14 protein-coding genes and 1 pseudogene are annotated in these 14935 nt (G+C 70.4%); 7 read left to right on the top strand and 8 right to left on the bottom strand.

Annotation, left to right across the window (positions count from 1 at the left end):
- Nucleotides 1-44 precede the first annotated feature (44 nt).
- Nucleotides 45-395 (top strand): hypothetical protein, encoded by a 351-nt coding sequence (locus VMS22_16870; GenBank protein ID HXJ35707.1) that lies wholly within the window; start codon nt 45-47, stop codon nt 393-395.
- Between the two features lies 1 nt (nt 396).
- Here VMS22_16870 and VMS22_16865 read toward each other — a convergent pair whose 3' ends face one another.
- Nucleotides 397-996, bottom strand: coding sequence for a 2-hydroxychromene-2-carboxylate isomerase (locus VMS22_16865; GenBank protein ID HXJ35706.1), 600 nt, complete (start codon nt 994-996; stop codon nt 397-399).
- Nucleotides 997-1077: 81 nt separating this feature from the next.
- Here VMS22_16865 and VMS22_16860 point away from each other — a divergent pair, with 81 nt between their 5' ends.
- A complete protein-coding gene (locus VMS22_16860; protein ID HXJ35705.1) occupies nt 1078-1953 on the top strand; it encodes an AraC family transcriptional regulator in 876 nt (291 codons plus the stop codon).
- Nucleotides 1954-2297: 344 nt separating this feature from the next.
- On the opposite strand, the gene VMS22_16855 is transcribed toward VMS22_16860, so the two are convergent.
- Together VMS22_16855 and VMS22_16850 are read right to left on the bottom strand one after the other, a co-directional pair.
- Nucleotides 2298-3677, bottom strand: coding sequence for a lipase maturation factor family protein (locus VMS22_16855; protein ID HXJ35704.1), 1380 nt, complete (start codon nt 3675-3677; stop codon nt 2298-2300).
- Complete coding sequence (locus tag VMS22_16850; GenBank protein HXJ35703.1) at nt 3674-4834, bottom strand: acyl-CoA dehydrogenase family protein; 1161 nt, start codon at nt 4832-4834, stop codon at nt 3674-3676. The genes VMS22_16855 and VMS22_16850 overlap by 4 nt, the downstream gene beginning before the upstream one ends.
- Here VMS22_16850 and rnd point away from each other — a divergent pair.
- Nucleotides 4763-6139: a ribonuclease D gene (gene rnd / locus VMS22_16845; GenBank protein ID HXJ35702.1), complete on the top strand. Its 1377-nt coding sequence runs from the start codon at nt 4763-4765 to the stop codon at nt 6137-6139. The genes VMS22_16850 and rnd overlap by 72 nt on opposite strands.
- A 13-nt stretch (nt 6140-6152) precedes the next feature.
- On the opposite strand, the pseudogene VMS22_16840 reads toward rnd, so the two are convergent.
- Nucleotides 6153-7925 (bottom strand): annotated as a pseudogene (locus tag VMS22_16840) (radical SAM protein).
- Between the two features lie 57 nt (nt 7926-7982).
- A complete protein-coding gene (locus tag VMS22_16835) occupies nt 7983-8429 on the bottom strand; it encodes a pyridoxamine 5'-phosphate oxidase family protein (protein ID HXJ35701.1) in 447 nt (148 codons plus the stop codon).
- 112 nt (nt 8430-8541) lie between these two features.
- Between VMS22_16835 and VMS22_16830 the strand changes: the two genes are divergently transcribed.
- Nucleotides 8542-9855 carry a hypothetical protein gene (locus VMS22_16830; protein ID HXJ35700.1) on the top strand — a complete coding sequence of 438 codons (1314 nt, stop codon included), beginning with the start codon at nt 8542-8544 and terminating at the stop codon, nt 9853-9855.
- 6 nt (nt 9856-9861) lie between these two features.
- On the opposite strand, the gene sufT is transcribed toward VMS22_16830, so the two are convergent.
- Nucleotides 9862-10407, bottom strand: coding sequence for a putative Fe-S cluster assembly protein SufT (gene sufT / locus VMS22_16825; GenBank protein HXJ35699.1), 546 nt, complete (start codon nt 10405-10407; stop codon nt 9862-9864).
- A 296-nt stretch (nt 10408-10703) separates the two neighbouring features.
- On the opposite strand from sufT, the gene VMS22_16820 reads away from it, so the two are divergent.
- Together VMS22_16820 and fabG are read left to right on the top strand one after the other, a co-directional pair.
- Entirely contained in the window at nt 10704-11840 is a 1137-nt protein-coding gene (locus tag VMS22_16820) for an acyl-CoA dehydrogenase family protein (protein HXJ35698.1), read from the top strand.
- Between the two features lie 14 nt (nt 11841-11854).
- A complete protein-coding gene (gene fabG / locus VMS22_16815; protein HXJ35697.1) occupies nt 11855-12604 on the top strand; it encodes a 3-oxoacyl-ACP reductase FabG in 750 nt (249 codons plus the stop codon).
- Between the two features lie 67 nt (nt 12605-12671).
- Here fabG and VMS22_16810 read toward each other — a convergent pair whose 3' ends face one another.
- Both VMS22_16810 and VMS22_16805 read right to left on the bottom strand, forming a co-directional pair.
- Nucleotides 12672-13349: a hypothetical protein gene (locus VMS22_16810; protein HXJ35696.1), complete on the bottom strand. Its 678-nt coding sequence runs from the start codon at nt 13347-13349 to the stop codon at nt 12672-12674.
- The gene (locus VMS22_16805; protein HXJ35695.1) at nt 13346-13888 is read right to left on the bottom strand and encodes a nuclear transport factor 2 family protein; all 543 of its coding nucleotides are present in this window, start codon (nt 13886-13888) and stop codon (nt 13346-13348) included. The genes VMS22_16810 and VMS22_16805 overlap by 4 nt, the downstream gene beginning before the upstream one ends.
- An 84-nt stretch (nt 13889-13972) precedes the next feature.
- Here VMS22_16805 and VMS22_16800 point away from each other — a divergent pair, with 84 nt between their 5' ends.
- Nucleotides 13973-14881 carry a DUF2333 family protein gene (locus VMS22_16800; protein HXJ35694.1) on the top strand — a complete coding sequence of 303 codons (909 nt, stop codon included), beginning with the start codon at nt 13973-13975 and terminating at the stop codon, nt 14879-14881.
- Nucleotides 14882-14935 lie beyond the last annotated feature (54 nt).

The following is a 14935-nucleotide window of genomic DNA, read 5'->3' as shown; positions in this document are numbered from 1 at the left end:
TCGTCTTCAACAAGAGCAAGAAGAAGGAACGCGCGGCAGTCGCGATGACCGAGTCGGGCGACGTGTCCCGGGGCTATCCCGTGGGCACGCTGCTCCAGCTCTTCCCGTTCGAGGCGATGCTGAAGCGCAAGCCCGGCTTCAACCCCGACGGCGACGACTGGGAGTTCTTCCAGCTCGCGGTCGAGCCGAAGAAGAACGGCAGGTACCGCACGCGGATCGTGAGTCGCGGCAAGAGCGACGTCGCGAACGGGGCGGGATCGTGTCAGGGGTGTCATGTGCGGCTCGCACACGACCACGACCTCGTGTGCGAGTTCGTCATCGGCGCGGCGGGGCTGGGTCTCACCGACGCCCAGATCGCCGCTGCCCAGGCGGCCGACCCCCGCTGCAAGAAGTAGCTCAGCCGCCGTCGCGCGCCCACGCGAGGGCGTTCTCGAGGCGATCGTCGCCCCAGAAGACCTCGTCGCGCGTGACGAACGTCGGCGCGCCGAAGATTCCGAGCGTGATCGCACGCTCGGTCTGGACGCGCAGCGCGTCTTTCGCCTCGCCCGACTGTGCGAGCTCGACGAGCGCAGCGCCGGGCTGACCGATGGCGTCGAGGATCGCCCGCACGGTCTCGGCCGCACCGATGTCGCGGTCCTCGGCGAAGTTCGCGTGGTAGACGGCGCGCACGAAGGCCGGGCACCAGGGTTCGCCCGCCTTCACCGCGGCGATGCGAGCGGCGACGAGGCTGCCGCGCGGGAACTGCGATGGCCGCCGCATCGGCAGGCCGTAGCGCGCGCACTGGCGTTCCATGTCGCGCCACATGTACCGCCCCTTCGCCGGATAGATGTTGAACGGCGAATCGTTCCAACCCTGGCTCTTGAAGATGGGACCCAGGAGGAAGGGCCGCCACACGACCGGCACGCCGGCGTCGGCGGCGACGCGCTCGATCCGGCCCGCCGCGAGGTAGGAGTAGGTGCTCGCGAACTCGAACCAGAACTCGAGGGGCGCCGGCATGCGTCCCCCGCCTATGCCGCCGGCGGGGCGGTCGCAATCCCGGCAAAGACGGGCTGGCACGGGGTGGGGTAGGAAGGATGCGTGAGCGACACCCTCGAGCGGATCCAGCGCGCGATCGACTTCGTCGAGGCGCACCTGTTCGAGGACCTGCCCCTCACGGCGATCGCCGCACGCGCCGACGCATCGCCCTGGCATTTCCACCGGACGTTCTCCGCCGTCACGGGCGAGACGCCCGCGACCTACGTCTGGAAGCGGCGGCTCTCCGAGATCTGCCGGCGGCTCGTCGAGACGCGCGAGCCGCTGGTCGAGGTGGCGCTCGACTGCGGGTTCGAATCGCAGGCCACCTTCACGCGCGCGTTCACACGGTACGTCGGCGTGGCGCCCGGGCGCTTCCGGCGCACGCAGCCGCACCTGTTGCCCGCCTATCGCTATCCCCCACTCGACCTGGCGGCGCTCGCCGAGCGCCAGCGACGGATGGAGTTCATGGAGCCACGGATCGTCCGCAAGCCCGCGTTCATCGTCGTCGGCATGGCCGATCGCTTCACGCCGACCTCGCCCCGGATCCCCGAGCTGTGGGGCCGGTTCGCGCCGCGCATCCACGAGGTGCCGCACCGGCGCGGACTCCACACGCTCGGCGTGTGCATCGGCGCCGAGCCCGCGACCGTCGAGGAGGCGGGGTTCACCTATCTCGCCGGCGTCGAGGTGGAGCGTGCGGGCGACGTGCCCGAGGGAATGATCGTCGTCACCGTCCCCGAGAATGCCTACGCGGTTCTGACGCACACGGGGCACCTCTCGCGCCTTCCCGACACGGTGAAGCACGTCTGGGGACGATGGCTGCCGGCGTCGCCGTACCGTCACGTGCCCGCGCCGGACTTCGAATACTACGACCCGGCGCGTTGGGATCCGGGAACGGGCGAGGGCGAGGTCGATCTGTACGTCCCGATCGCGGACGCATGAGGAGACGGGCGATGGCACAGGACGTCGATGCGTATCGCACCCAGAGCCGATGGTCCGATCCCGGTCGCTGGGCGCCGCGCCTCGCGGAGATCCCGCCCGACCCGGCGGCGATCGTGCGCGCCGTCTCGGGCATCCTGCTGCACCCCTTCATGGCGCCGCTTCGCGGCATCGCGATTCCTCCTGCCGCCACGCACGATCGCGAGCTGCGCTCGGTCGAGGCGATTCTCGACCGCGTTTGCGCGCGCGATCCCCGCGGGCTCGCCGTCGAGCGGGCGCCGGAGGATCGCGGCTTCTGCGTTTGCGCCGGACGCCGACGGGCAGCCACGCGAGATCGCGGTGTGATCCTAGCGTTGCAGGGCGCGCGTGTACCCCTCGAGCTCACGCGTCCACCAGACGCCGGTGTCGCGGCGCGTGCGCCAGTCGCTGAAGCGATAGCGGTACACCGCGACGCGCACCTGCTCGGGCGGCGCGTCGGGGAAGGGATTCGTCGCGAAGAGCGAAGCGACCGCGTCCGGATCGTGCAACAGGCGGTCCAGGAGCGCGTCGAAGTACGGCGCGCCGCGGCGGCCGAGCAGGAGGAACCAGAGCTGGAAGTCGACACGCGGCTGGTGCGGCGCCACGAACGGCGGGGCGCGCCCCGGATCCCCGGGCTTGTAGTCGAACTCGTACGGCAGCCACGTGACGCCGTCGCTCGAGCCCTCGATCACCGGCTCGCGACGCACGAGCGTCATCGAGGCGAAGAGGTGGTACGCGTTGATCGAGCGATAATCGTTCATGACGTCTTCGATCGGTGCGACGGCGCGCGCGAGCCCGGGTAGCTGCAGGAAGGGAAGGAACGGGATGAGGGTCAAGGGCACGAGGACGAGCACCGCCGCCCCGAGGCCCACGTCGGCGACGACCGATCGCTCGCGCGCGACGACCTCCTGCCGGCCAAAATCGTGGTCGTCGAGCGCCCACAGGCAGAGCGCGGCCGAGAGATAGTTGAAGAAGCCGTAGTTCGCGGTGAGGATCACGAACACCTGGAAGCCGAGCATCGCGAGGACCGCCATGCGGCGCACCAGGCGCGGTCCCCAGATGCAGAGCGGTGCTCCGATCTCCACCACCATCGTCGCGGCGCTGGACGCGCGATGCATCCAGAGCGGGAGCTGATGCATCCACCACCCGACCCAGGTCGGGAGCGGCGCGGTCTCGTAGTACGTCGCCATCGCCGTGAGATCGCGCCAGGTGGGATCGCCGGCGAGGAGCTTCGCGGCGCCCGACTCCACCATCAGGCGGAAGAGCAGGCACTGCATCAGGAAGACGCCGATCGGGTGGGGCGGCGGCGCGGCGCGGGGACGGAGCCCCCCGGGAGTCACGAACAGCGTGAAGAAGGCGGTCTCGAGCAGCAGGTTGTCCCACTGGAACCAGAGGAAGTCCTGCCCGACGCTGACGAACGAGAGGTAGAGGATCCAGCACGCGACCAGACACCAGCGCGGCGCCACCAGGAAGACGAGCCCGAGCGAGAGCACGATCCCCGCCGCCGCCGCCCCGACCAGCGCCCCGTCGGTGCACCAGAAGCGGAAGAGCGTCGGTCCCATCGCCTCGGCGACCGGGCAGGCCGGCAGGAGGCCATGCGCACCCCACAGGACGCGTGCCTGCACGCCGAGCGACGCGAACGCGACGGCGAGGATGACGCCGAACAGGCGGAGGAAGAGGTTACGAACGTAGGCTCGGGGCGCGCTCACGTCCCACGCGGCAGCCCCAGCACCTGCATCGCGATGATGCCGCGCATGATCTCCGAGGTGCCCGACGCGATGCTCGCCGCCCGCGCGCCGAGGTACGAGCGCTGGAGCAGGGCGGGCCCGCCGTCGTCGGCGTCGTAGACGAGGCCCTCGGCGCCGAGGATCTCCATGCCGATCTGGGGCATCATCTGCGTGAGCTCGGTCCAGTGCAGCTTGATGATCGCCGACTCGGGCCCGGGAAAGCCGAAACGCATGAGCTTGTCGAGCGTGCGCTGGCAGGTCATGCGGAAGGTCTCGGTGCCGAGGTACGCCTTGGCGAGCTGCTGGCGGAGGATCGGATCGCGTCCGGCACCGCGCGCGCGTGCGAAATCGAGGAGCTTGTCGCGCTGCTCCTTCAAGAGGATCTGCATCCCGACCACGTAGAGGATGCCGCGCTCGTTCTGGAGCGCCGAGGTGGCGATCTGCCAGCCTTCGTGCAGCCCGCCCAGCAGGTTCTCCTTCGGCACGCGAACGTTCTCGAAGAACACCTCGTTGAAGTCGGCCTCACCGGTGATCTGGCGCAGAGGCCGCACCGTCACGCCCGGGGTCTTCATGTCGACGAGCAGGCACGAGACACCCTTCGCGCGCTTCGTCCCGGGATCGGTGCGCGCGAGCAGCATGCACCAGTCGGCGTGGTGCGCGAGCGTCGTCCAGACCTTCTGCCCGTTCACGACGAAATGATCGCCCTCGAGCGAGGCCTGCGTGCGGAGCGACGCCAGGTCGGACCCGGCTCCCGGCTCCGAGAAGCCGAAGCACCACAGGTCGTCGCACGCGAGGATGCGCGGCAGGAAACGACGCTTCTGCTCCTCGGTGCCGTACGCGATGATCGGTGGGCCGGCGATGCCGATGCCGAGGTTGCCGATCACCTCGGGCGCCTGCGCGCGTGCCATCTCCTCGACGTAGACGATCTGCTGAGGGATGCTCGCGCCGCGGCCGCCCGCCTCCTCGGGCCAGTTGATGGCGACCCAGCGGTTCTCGGCGAGCTTTCGCTGCCAGGCTCGCAGGCGCTTCACGCGCTCGGGCTCGGGGAGCTTCTCAGCCGCGTCCGGGTGGAGGTCGCGGGGAACGTTGGTGTCGAGCCAGGCGCGCAGCTCGGCCCGGAAGGCGTCGATGTCGGCCATGATGCCCCTGGCGATAGCAAGGACGCGCGCGTCAATCGAGCCGTGACCCGGTGGTTGCGGGCAGGCGGGCGTCCGCGATACCTCCACCCCGCCGTGACACCCCCCGTCTCGCCCCTGCTCACGACGCATTCGGAGCTGGTGGCCCTGGTGAGGGCCATCCGAGCAGGAGGGCGGCTCGCGCTCGACACCGAGTTCGTGTGGGAGCGGACGTACCGGCCGGAGCTGGGGGTCATCCAGATCGCGACCGACTCGACGGTCGCCGTCATCGACACCGTCGCGCTGAAGGATCTCTCGGCGCTGTTTCCGGTGCTGCAGGATCCGGCGATCCCGGTCGTGCTCCACGGCGGCGGTCAGGACCTGGAGATCCTGGCCGTCCTCATGGGTACGCCCATGCGCGGTGTCGTCGACACGCAGGTGGAAGCCGCGTTCCTCGGCTACGGCCTGCAGGTGGGGCTGTCGGCACTCCTCGAGCGCGTGCTGAAGGTCCGCATCCGCAAGGACCAGACGTACACCGACTGGATCCGCCGCCCGCTCAAGCCCGAGCAGGTCGTCTACGCCGAGCAGGACGTCGTGCACCTCCTCGCGATGCACGACCAGCTCCGCGTCGAGCTGCAGCGCCGCGACCGGCTCGCCTGGGTCGAGGAGGAGCTGCGCGACCTCGAAGATCCCGCGCGGTGGGCCCCCGAGCCCGACGAGGAGCTGTATCGCGGCGTCAAGTCCTGGCAGCGCCTCGACGCGCGCGAGCTGGCGGTCCTGCGCAGCATCGCCGCCTGGCGCGAGCGCGCCGCGCGCCGCGCCAACATCCGGCCGAACTTCATCTGCAACGACGTCGTGCTGACGACGCTCGCGGCGCGCCCGGCCGAGACCGTCGACGAGCTGCGCGGCGTGCGCGGGCTCTCGCCAGGCACCGTCGATCGCCACGGCAAGGGGCTCCTCGCGGCCATCAAGGAAGGCGTCGCGTGCCCGCGCGACCAATGGCCCGAGCCGCCGGTGCGGCAGCGGCGTCACGCGCCGCCGTCGGGACTGATCGCCCTCCTGCGCGCGTCCGTCCAGGCGGTCGCTGACCGCGAGGAGATCGCCCCCGAGGTGATCGCGAGCGCGCGCGACATCGAGGGCCTGGTCGAGCTCTCGACCACCAAGTCACGCAACGGCGATGCCGAAGCCGAGAACCGCCTGCTCCACGGCTGGCGCCGGCGGCTCACGGGCGAGACCCTCCTCCAGATCGCGCGCGGCGAGCTGTGGATCCGCTACGATCCCGAGCGGCGCGAAGTGGTGGGCGAGCCGCGGACGCCGACGGACCGATAGACGTCCCCCACACTCAGCCGGCATTGACGGCGCGTGCCGCGCGAATCATCTCGGCGCGTGTCCTGGCCTCGGCGACGGAGCGGCGTGCCGCCTCCGTCGCGCTGTAGAGCTCGAGCGCCTCGTCTTCGTCACCGTCGATCGGCGCGATGGCGACGTCCGTGTAGCGTCGCGTCGACACGTCACGCTCGAGGCGCCGGCGCAGCCGACCGAGCCGCCAGAGGAACCACAGACCGGGCCCGTACGTCGTGACGATCTCCCACGTCCGCCGAGGGTAGAACACGAATGGAGTCTCGCGGGGCAGGCCGGGGCGGCGCTGGGTGCGGACCTTGCGCCGGACCACGCCGCTCTGCAGCGGGTGCACTCGCTCGTACAGGTGGCTGCCCAGGAAATAGAAGAGCATCGCCGACAGGCGCTGACTCCCGACGCCGGTCGCAATGGCCCGCTTGAGCAGCGTCTCCATGTGCTCCCACGAGTAGTAGAGGGACCAGGCCCGGTCATAGATGGACTGCCAGGCCGCGCGGCTCATGCGGGGATGGTCGGTCGTGACGTGCTCGAGGTCGTAGGCGTTCATGTCCTCGTCCATCGCGACGCTCTTCAGGTGCAGGTCCTTGTGGTCCTGCGATCCCGGAAGCGGGGTGAGGATGAAGAACTCGAGGATGTCGATGGGCAGCTCGCGCTGGATGATGGCGATGTCGCGCGCGATGCTGTCCGGTGTGTCCTCGGGGAAGCCGAGGATGTATCCCGCATACGTGAGCACGCCCGCGGTACGCCACGCCTGCAACATCCGGCGGTACTCCGTGATGCGGTTCTGGCCCTTCGAGGCTCCTTTCAGACTCGCGGGATTGATGCTCTCGAGGCCGATGAAGACCCGCTTGCACCCTGCGTGCATTGCCTTTTCGACGAAGTTCGGAAGCCGATGGCAGAGCGTGTCGACCTGGATCGTGAGGTGCACGCGAAAACCGTGCGTCTCGCGCAGCTCGGCGACCCGGTCGAAGATCGCCTCTCAGCTCCGATTGCGCGCGAAGTTGTCGTCGGTGATGAAGAACTGGTGCACGCCCTGCGACGCGTTGGCGCGGATCAGCTGCTCCACGTCGTCCGCATCACGGTATCGCGACTTGCGTCCCTGGACGTTGATGATGGTGCAGAAGCTGCAAGTGAAGGGGCAGCCACGCCCGGCGTCGAAGCTGCCGAGGGTGCCGACGTAGCGGCGCGCGAGGCGAGCGGGCAAGAACGGGATGGGTTGTCCCGTGAGGTGCGGAAGGTCTTGCAAGTGGTTGTAGAGAGGCTCGAGCCGCCGCTCGTGTGCGGCGCGCACCAGCGCCTCCAGCCGCCCCTCGGCCTCGCCGGCGAACAAGGTGATGCCGAGCGTTTGCGCCTCGGCGAGATCGGAGGGGACCTCGGGGAGCATTGCCAGGCTGCCGCTCACGTGGAAGCCCCCGATGGCCACCTGGATGCCGGCGGCGCGCAGGGGTCGCGCGATGTCGAGCGCCCTGGGGAACTGGTTCGTCTGCACGCCGACCAGGCAGACGAGCCCACCGCCGCCGTTTCTCCGCAAGCGGCGAACGAGCCGTCGCAGCGGGAGCACCCGGTTCGTCTCGTCGAAGGCCTCCACCTCGATGTCGACCTCGTCGCCGAGCACCTTCCGAGCTTGGAGGTCGAGCATCAGACCATAGACGCTCGAGAGCGAGTTCGACGGAATCCAGCCGCGCAGCCACTGGATCACGTACCCCTGATCGTCGTAGTGCGACGGCTTGATCAGCGCGACGAGGAACCGCTCGCGGGCCATGGGGCCTCTTGCCACACATGGCCAGGTCCGTCACCTCGGAGCCCCCGAGGAGGGACGCTACTCGGCCGGCGTCACCTTGACGATGAGCGTCTTCCCCTCCCGCACCCGATCGGCGCGCGGCCGGAAGAATCCCATCCACGAGATCCAGTACTTCTGGTCGTAGACGGGGGCCATCTTGTCGGCGATGGCCGGGTCGTGGACGATCTCGCCCTTGCCGACGAAATGAGGGCCGTTCTCGGCCCCGACCCAGACGAGGACGGGGCTTCCGTGCTCGATCCGCGTCGCCTTGTGGGTGCCGGGCGCGGTCGTGAAGTAGACGGCGTCGCCGTCGAACATGAACCAGATGGGAGCGACGGAGCTCTGCGTGCCGTCCTTCCGTTTCGTGGCCACGTAGAGGTTCTTCGACGTCTTCAGGGCCTCGACGACGTCCGGCGGGAAGCTCGCGGCGCCGCCGACGGCCGCGAGGGCGAGGACGCAGACGGTGGCGAGGGCGACACTCCACATCGGGCGCCTCCTTGGCAGCATTGGTGGACGAGCCAGAGCAGGGCCCCGGGGGCGAGTCAACGCTCCCTGGTGCGCGCATGCATGCCACGGGGCGGCGTGATATGGGCTCGCCGTGGCAACTAGGAAACGATCCACGACACCAAGGAAAAGATCCACCGGCCGAAAGGCCCCAACCCCCACCAGCCAGGACCCAGAGTTCCTGCTCGAGCCCGCCCAGGAGACGGCGATCGTCGAGGCGGAGGCCGAGACGCTACCCGACCCGGTGGTGACGGTCGTCCCGGAGCCGGCGTTCGCCGCCCGGGTGCTGCCGCCCCCGCCGCCGCGGCCCCTTCCCGACCAGCGTCGCGGCATCTTCCTCGACGTCGAGAACACGAGCCGCCCGGAGGACATCGAAACCGTGCTCCGGCACCTCATGATCGACCGCATCGGCATCGACACCGACTTCACCGCGGTCGGGAACTGGCGGGTGATCGGTCACGAGACGGCGCGGCTGCTCGCGCAGACCGGTGCCCACCTCGTGCACAGCGCGCCCTCGGTCGGCGTGCGCGACTGGAGCGATCTCCGCATCGCCGTCGCCGCCGGCGTCTGGCTCGCGGGTGCGCGTCCCGGCGACATGATCGACGTGGTCTCGGACGACCAGGCATTCGACGCGGTCGGTGACGTGGCCGCGAGCCTCGGCGTTCAGTATCGCCGGCTCTCGTATCGCTCGCTCACCGGGCACGTCGTCGCCGAGCGCATGGAGGGGGCGCCCGCCGAGTCGCGCTCGCGCGGCCGGCGCGGGCGCGGCGGACGCGGACGGCGTGGCGGACGGCAGCAGGAGCCGGCGCGGCATCGCCCGTATCCGCAGCCGGTCCGCCCGCACGCCCCGGCGGCCGTCCACCATCACGCGCCCGCGGCCGAGGTCGTCGACGCCGAAGCCCACACGGCGCCGCACGACGAGCTCATCGACGTCGTGCGCGACCTCATGGTGGGCTCGCCCGGCGGCGTCACGCTCGACCAGCTCTCGAACGGGCTCCGCTCCCGCGGCTTCCGGCGCACGCCGGGGTCGCCGAGGCTCATCACCCGCCTGAAGCGCATCAAGGAGCTCGACGTCAGCCGCAACGGCATGATCCGCCTCGTCGACGGGCCCGCCACGGAGCACGTGGCCCCGGCCCGCGCGACGGCGATCGATCCCGACGAATTCGAAGCCGACATGGAATCCGAGATGGAGGAGCGCGGCGTGGCCGCCGTCGCCGACGAGGCGGCGCCCGACACGAACGGCGCGCCCGCTGCGCCGAGCGGCGAAGGAGGGCGCCGGCGACGGCGCCGTCGTGGCGGCCGGCGCCGTCGCGGACGTCGTGGCAACGGCGGAGGCGCCGCCAACGCGCCGGGCGAGGGCCCGGTCGAAGTCGTCGCGGCGGCCGCGCCGGCTGCGCTCGAGACCTGATCGCGCTCAGGCCATCCCGAGGCGCTCGCGCCCCTCGGGCGAGATCATCTGCGGCGTCCACGGGGGATCCCACACGATCTCGACGTTCGCGTCGGTCACGCCCGGCAGCGCCAGGATCTTGTGGCGCGCGTCGGCGGCGATCGACGTGCCCATGCCGCAGCCCTGCGCCGTGAGCGTCATCTGGACGTCGACGCGGCTGCCGTCGCCCTCTGGGCTGATGCGCATGTCGTACACGAGGCCGAGGTCGACGATGTTCACCGGGATCTCGGGGTCGAAGCACGTCTTCAGCATGCTCCACACCTGGCTCTCGAGGCTGCCGCTCTCGGCCGTGGCCGTCGCCACCGGATCGGGCAGGGGTTCCTTCCCGATCGCGTCGGCGTCGCGCCCGGCGATCCGGAAGAGCCCGCCATAGGCCGGCGCCTGCACCGTGTAGGAGCCGCCGAGCGACTGCATGAGGTAGACCTCGGTGCCCTTCTCGAGCGTGACCGCGGTGCCGATCGGAATCTGTACGGCCTCGCAGTCTCTGCCGAGCTCGATCCGTTCCATTGCCATGACGTTCCATACATCTGCCCTTCGCGCGGCTCGTGCAAGGCGGCGTTCGGTGCGTGGTGGCGGCGACCGGCGGCGCGGGCGGCCCGGCGGGGCGAGGCGTTCGCTCGCGGTCCTCGGGCCACGCGCGCCTCGTGGGCCGCGACGTCACACCCGCCAACCGAAGCGCGCGCAGGGCCCTGCGGGCTCGCTCACGCCTCGCCCCGCCGGGCCGCTCGCGCCGCTCGCTTCGCATCGCACGGCACTGCACGTGCGTCCTTGACGCGGTCTCGGGCGGGATTCTACAAACCGCAGTTCCCATGGATTTCGAGCTGACGGACGAGCAGAAGCTGCTGCGCGATACGGCGCGGCGGTTTCTCGAGCGGGAGGTGGCGCCGCGGGTGGCGGAGGCGGAGGCGAAGCAGCAGTTCCCGCGCGATCTCTATCCGCGTCTGGCGGAGCTCGGGTTCGTCGGGGCGACCGTGTCGTCCGAGCACGGGGGGCACGGGCTCGACTTCACGTCCTATCTCGTGCTCGTCGAGGAGCTGGCCTACTGCTGGGGATCGCTGCGCAGCTCGGTCACCACGCACAACATGGTGACGGGGATCATCGCCGAGGCCGGCACGCCCGAGCAGCGGGCGGCGTACCTCCCGGGTCTCACCGGCGGCGCGCTGATCGCGTTCTTCGGCCTCACGGAGCCGAACGTCGGCTCGGACGCCTCCGGCGTGGAGCTGGTCGCCGAGGAGGCGGGCGACGCCTATCGCCTGCGCGGGACGAAGACGCTCATCACGAACGGCACCGTGGCCGACGTCGGCCTCGTGATCGCGAAGGTGCGCGACGCGGGTCCGACCGGCTTCATCGTCGACCGGCGCGAGTCGCCGTTCGAGGCGCGCGCGCTCGAGAAGATGGGCAACCTCGCGACGCCGCTCGCCGAGCTGTCGTTCGAGGACGTGCTCGTGCCGAAACGGAACCTCGTCGGCGAGCGGGGAAAGGGGCTGCGGCTGGCGCTCCGCGGGCTCGCGCAGGGACGCTGCGCGGTCGCGTTCGCGGCCATCGGCCTCGCCCGCGCGGCGCTCGACGCGTCGGTGCGCTATGCGAAGGAGCGCAAGCAGTTCGGCAAGACGATCGGCGGCTTCCAGCTCGTGCAGGCGATGATCGCCGAGATGGCGAACCTGACCGACGCGAGCCGGCTCATGGCGTATCGCGCGGCGGCCGCGCTCTCGCGGGGCGAGAAGGGCGTGCTCGAGTCGTCGCAGGCGAAGCTCTTCGCCACCGAGTCGGGCCAGCGGGTCGCGAAGCTCGCCATCCAGATCCACGGCGGCTACGGCTACACGCGCGAGTTCCCGGTCGAGCGCTACTACCGCGACCTGCGGCATCTGACGCTCGCCGAGGGCACGACGCAGATCCAACAGCTCGTCATCGGCCGGGAGCTCCTCGGCATCGACGCCATACGCTGAGCTTCGGAGGACGCATGTCGGCACGTTTGCAGGGCAAGATCGCGGTCGTGACCGGCGCGGGGCAGGGGCTCGGCGAGGCCATCGCCGTGCGCTTCGCGCGCGAGGGGATCGCCGGTGTGGTGGTGAACGATCTCAACGCCGAGACGGCCGGACACACGGCCGAGCTGGTGCGTGCGGCCGGCAGCCGGGCGCTCGCTGTCGCCGGCAGCGTCACGGACGAGCGCTTCGTCGTCGAGCTCATGGAGCGCGCCGTGAAGGAGATGGGCTCGCTCGACGTGCTCGTGAACAACGCCGGCATCACGCGCGACAAGCTCATGCGCGACATGTCGGCGGCCGACTTCGACGCGGTCGTGAACCTGAACCTCCGCGGCACGTTCCTGTGCTGCAAGTACGGCACGCCGCCCATGGTGGCGAAGAAGTGGGGCCGCGTCATCAACATGAGCTCGCGCGCGCACCTCGGGAACAAGGGCCAGACGAACTACTCGGCGTCGAAGGCGGGCGTAATCGGCCTCTCGCGCTCGCTCGCCTTCGAGCTCGGCAAGTTCGGCGTCACCGTCAACTGCATCGCGCCCGGCGTCATCGCGACGCCCGGCGTGACCTCGCTCCCGCACTACAAGGACCTGGTCGAGCGCATCGCGCCGACGCTGCCGATCCCGCGCCTCGGCAAGGCCGAGGACGTGGCGGGGGTCGCGGCGTTCCTCGCCTCGGACGACGCGGAGTACGTGACCGCCGAGACCATCCACGTCTCGGGCGGCCGCTACTGAGGCGGCGAGCCAGGACTTCGTCTTGGCTCGGGGGCGAGGGCGTAGCTTTGGCGGCACGCACGACCGGTCATCCGCTCGCCGCGGACAGCGTGTCCCTGAGCTCCGGGAGGCGCTTGCGGAGGCGATCGGCGCGCGCGCTTTCGCCCAAGCGGTCGTAGATCGGGAGGACCTGGTCCGGATCGTAGCCGGCCTCGGCGGCGAGGAGCAGGCCGACGTAGTCGGCCTCGTTCTCCTGCTCGGTCTCGAGCGGCGAGGGGCCCTCCGGCTCCGACGTCTCCGTCATCGCGAGCATCTGCGGGATGATGCGGGGCTTCGCCCGCTCGCTCGGATGCCGAAGGATCACCTGTGCCACGGCGTTGCCGAGCGGCCCGGCGAGCTCGGCGTCGGTCCGCGCCACGCGCAGGAGGGCGGCGCCGACGAAGATCTTGCCGTTCTCGAGCACCGCGACGTTGGTGTCGACGCCTTCGGCCACGACGACCTCCCAGGGCAAACGCGCCGCTCGCTCGCCGGCGGGGCCGTTCTTGGCGGCGGCGACGAGGCGCGTCGCGACGCGGTTCGCGCGCTCGGTGACGGCGGGGTCGGCGACGGGCTTGATGCGACGCCGATACTGTTCGGCGGCGCGGTCGGCGAGCTCCATGGCTTCGCTCTCGTCGACGCCCATCGACTGCATGCGGCCGGTGTAGGGGCTGCGCGCGCACGCCGACGCGATCAGCACGAAGCAGACGAGCCGGAGAACTTGCGTCATCGCCGGTCGCGCAGGCTCGAGCGCGGCAGGTTGGCCACGTGCTCTGGCAGGGGAAGCTGGCTCTGCCCGCCGGTGTCCCACCAGCTCGCGGTGAGCTGCGGCGGGGTCGGCTGGCTGCGCATCTGGATCTCCTCGTACGAGCGGAGATACGACGTGCGGCGGATCTTCCAGCGGCCGGCTTCCTTCACGTACTCGTCGGTGTAGAAGGCCGCGCCGCGCAGGCTGAAGTCGCGCTGCGCGTCCACCACCACGTCCTCGAGCGCCCAGGTGCCGGTCGCCGTCGTCGGGCTCGTGAGGTCGATCTCGGGGTGATGCACGCGGTGGCTCGACAGGAAGCTCGTCGAGCCCATGGAGGCGCGAAAGAACGCGAGGATCGCGTCGCGGCCCTCGTACGTGTACTTGCCGCCGCTGTACGCGGCGACGGCGTCGTCGGTGAAGCAGTCCGCCATCTCGTCCCATCGCTTCTGGTCGAGGCAGCGCATGTACTTGTACTTGAGGCGCTTGATGAGCTCGATCTCGACCAGGTCGGCGGGCGTCATGTCGGATCCACTATCCGGCGGCCTCCGGCGCCGTCAACGCCGGCAGGTTCCCGGATGCGGGGCCTTCTGCTACGGAAGCACTCGTTGCGCTCCGCGCTCGCCCTCGCCCTCCTGCTGCTCGTCCTGGCCGCGGCCGGGCCCATCGTCCTGCACGTGACGCAGAACGGGCACGACGTGCTGCCGTTCTCGATCGCGGAGCGGTATCCCGACGGGACGCCTTTCGTGCGGGGCGAGATCTACGCCACGACGTTGGCGGAGCTGGTCGAGCACGAGCTGAAGGGCCTCTCGGGGTGGCGGCCGAACGACTTCATCCTGTGGGGCCCGCGCCTGTGGGCCGACAACAACGCCAATCGCCAGCTCGGGATCCTCGTGGCGGTCCGCGAGAGCACGCGCGTGCTGAAGGATCACCTGACGAAAGTGTCGGCGACCGAGTACGATCCGAACCTGGTCGCGGCCGACACCGCGTTCCGCAACGACATGCAGCGGCTCATGCTGCCGTCGGCGGAGAGCAAGCTGCGCGAGGGCGTACGCGCGCTGCGCGCGTACGTCGACGGGCTGCACACGACGCCGCCGCGCTCGAAGCCGATCGAGGGCCGGAACGTCGAGCTGATCCGGCTCTTCCAGAGCTGGGGCGACCTGCTGGGCGACGCGCATGCGAGCCTCTTCAAGGAGACCGAGGCCGACGGATCGCCCGTGTCGATCCTCAAGACCGACGACTACTACTATCACGCGCAGGGCGTCGCCCATGCGCTCCACCATCTGACCCTCGCGGTGGCACGCGAGTACGCCGACGACCTGATCAACCGTCCGGCGCTGAAGCAGCTCCTCTCGGAGGTCGCCGCGGCGCTCGGCCGCGCGGCGTCGACGAAGCCGCTGGTCGTGCTCGACGGCGGGCCGGCGGGGCTCTTCGCCAACCACCGCCGCAACCTGGACGCGCCCATCATCGACGCGCGGCAGAAGCTGTACTCGATTCGCGAGGAGCTCGAGAAGTAGCGCCCGCCTCGTTGCGCGTTGACCCCCGTCGTCCCAGCGGCTAGGCGGAGCGCG

The organism is Candidatus Eisenbacteria bacterium (genome assembly GCA_035577985.1).
Classification (GTDB): domain Bacteria; phylum Desulfobacterota; class Binatia; order DP-6; family DP-6; genus DATJZY01.
Note: the sequence above shows the minus strand (reverse complement) of the source record. Positions and strands in the feature narration are given on the sequence as shown.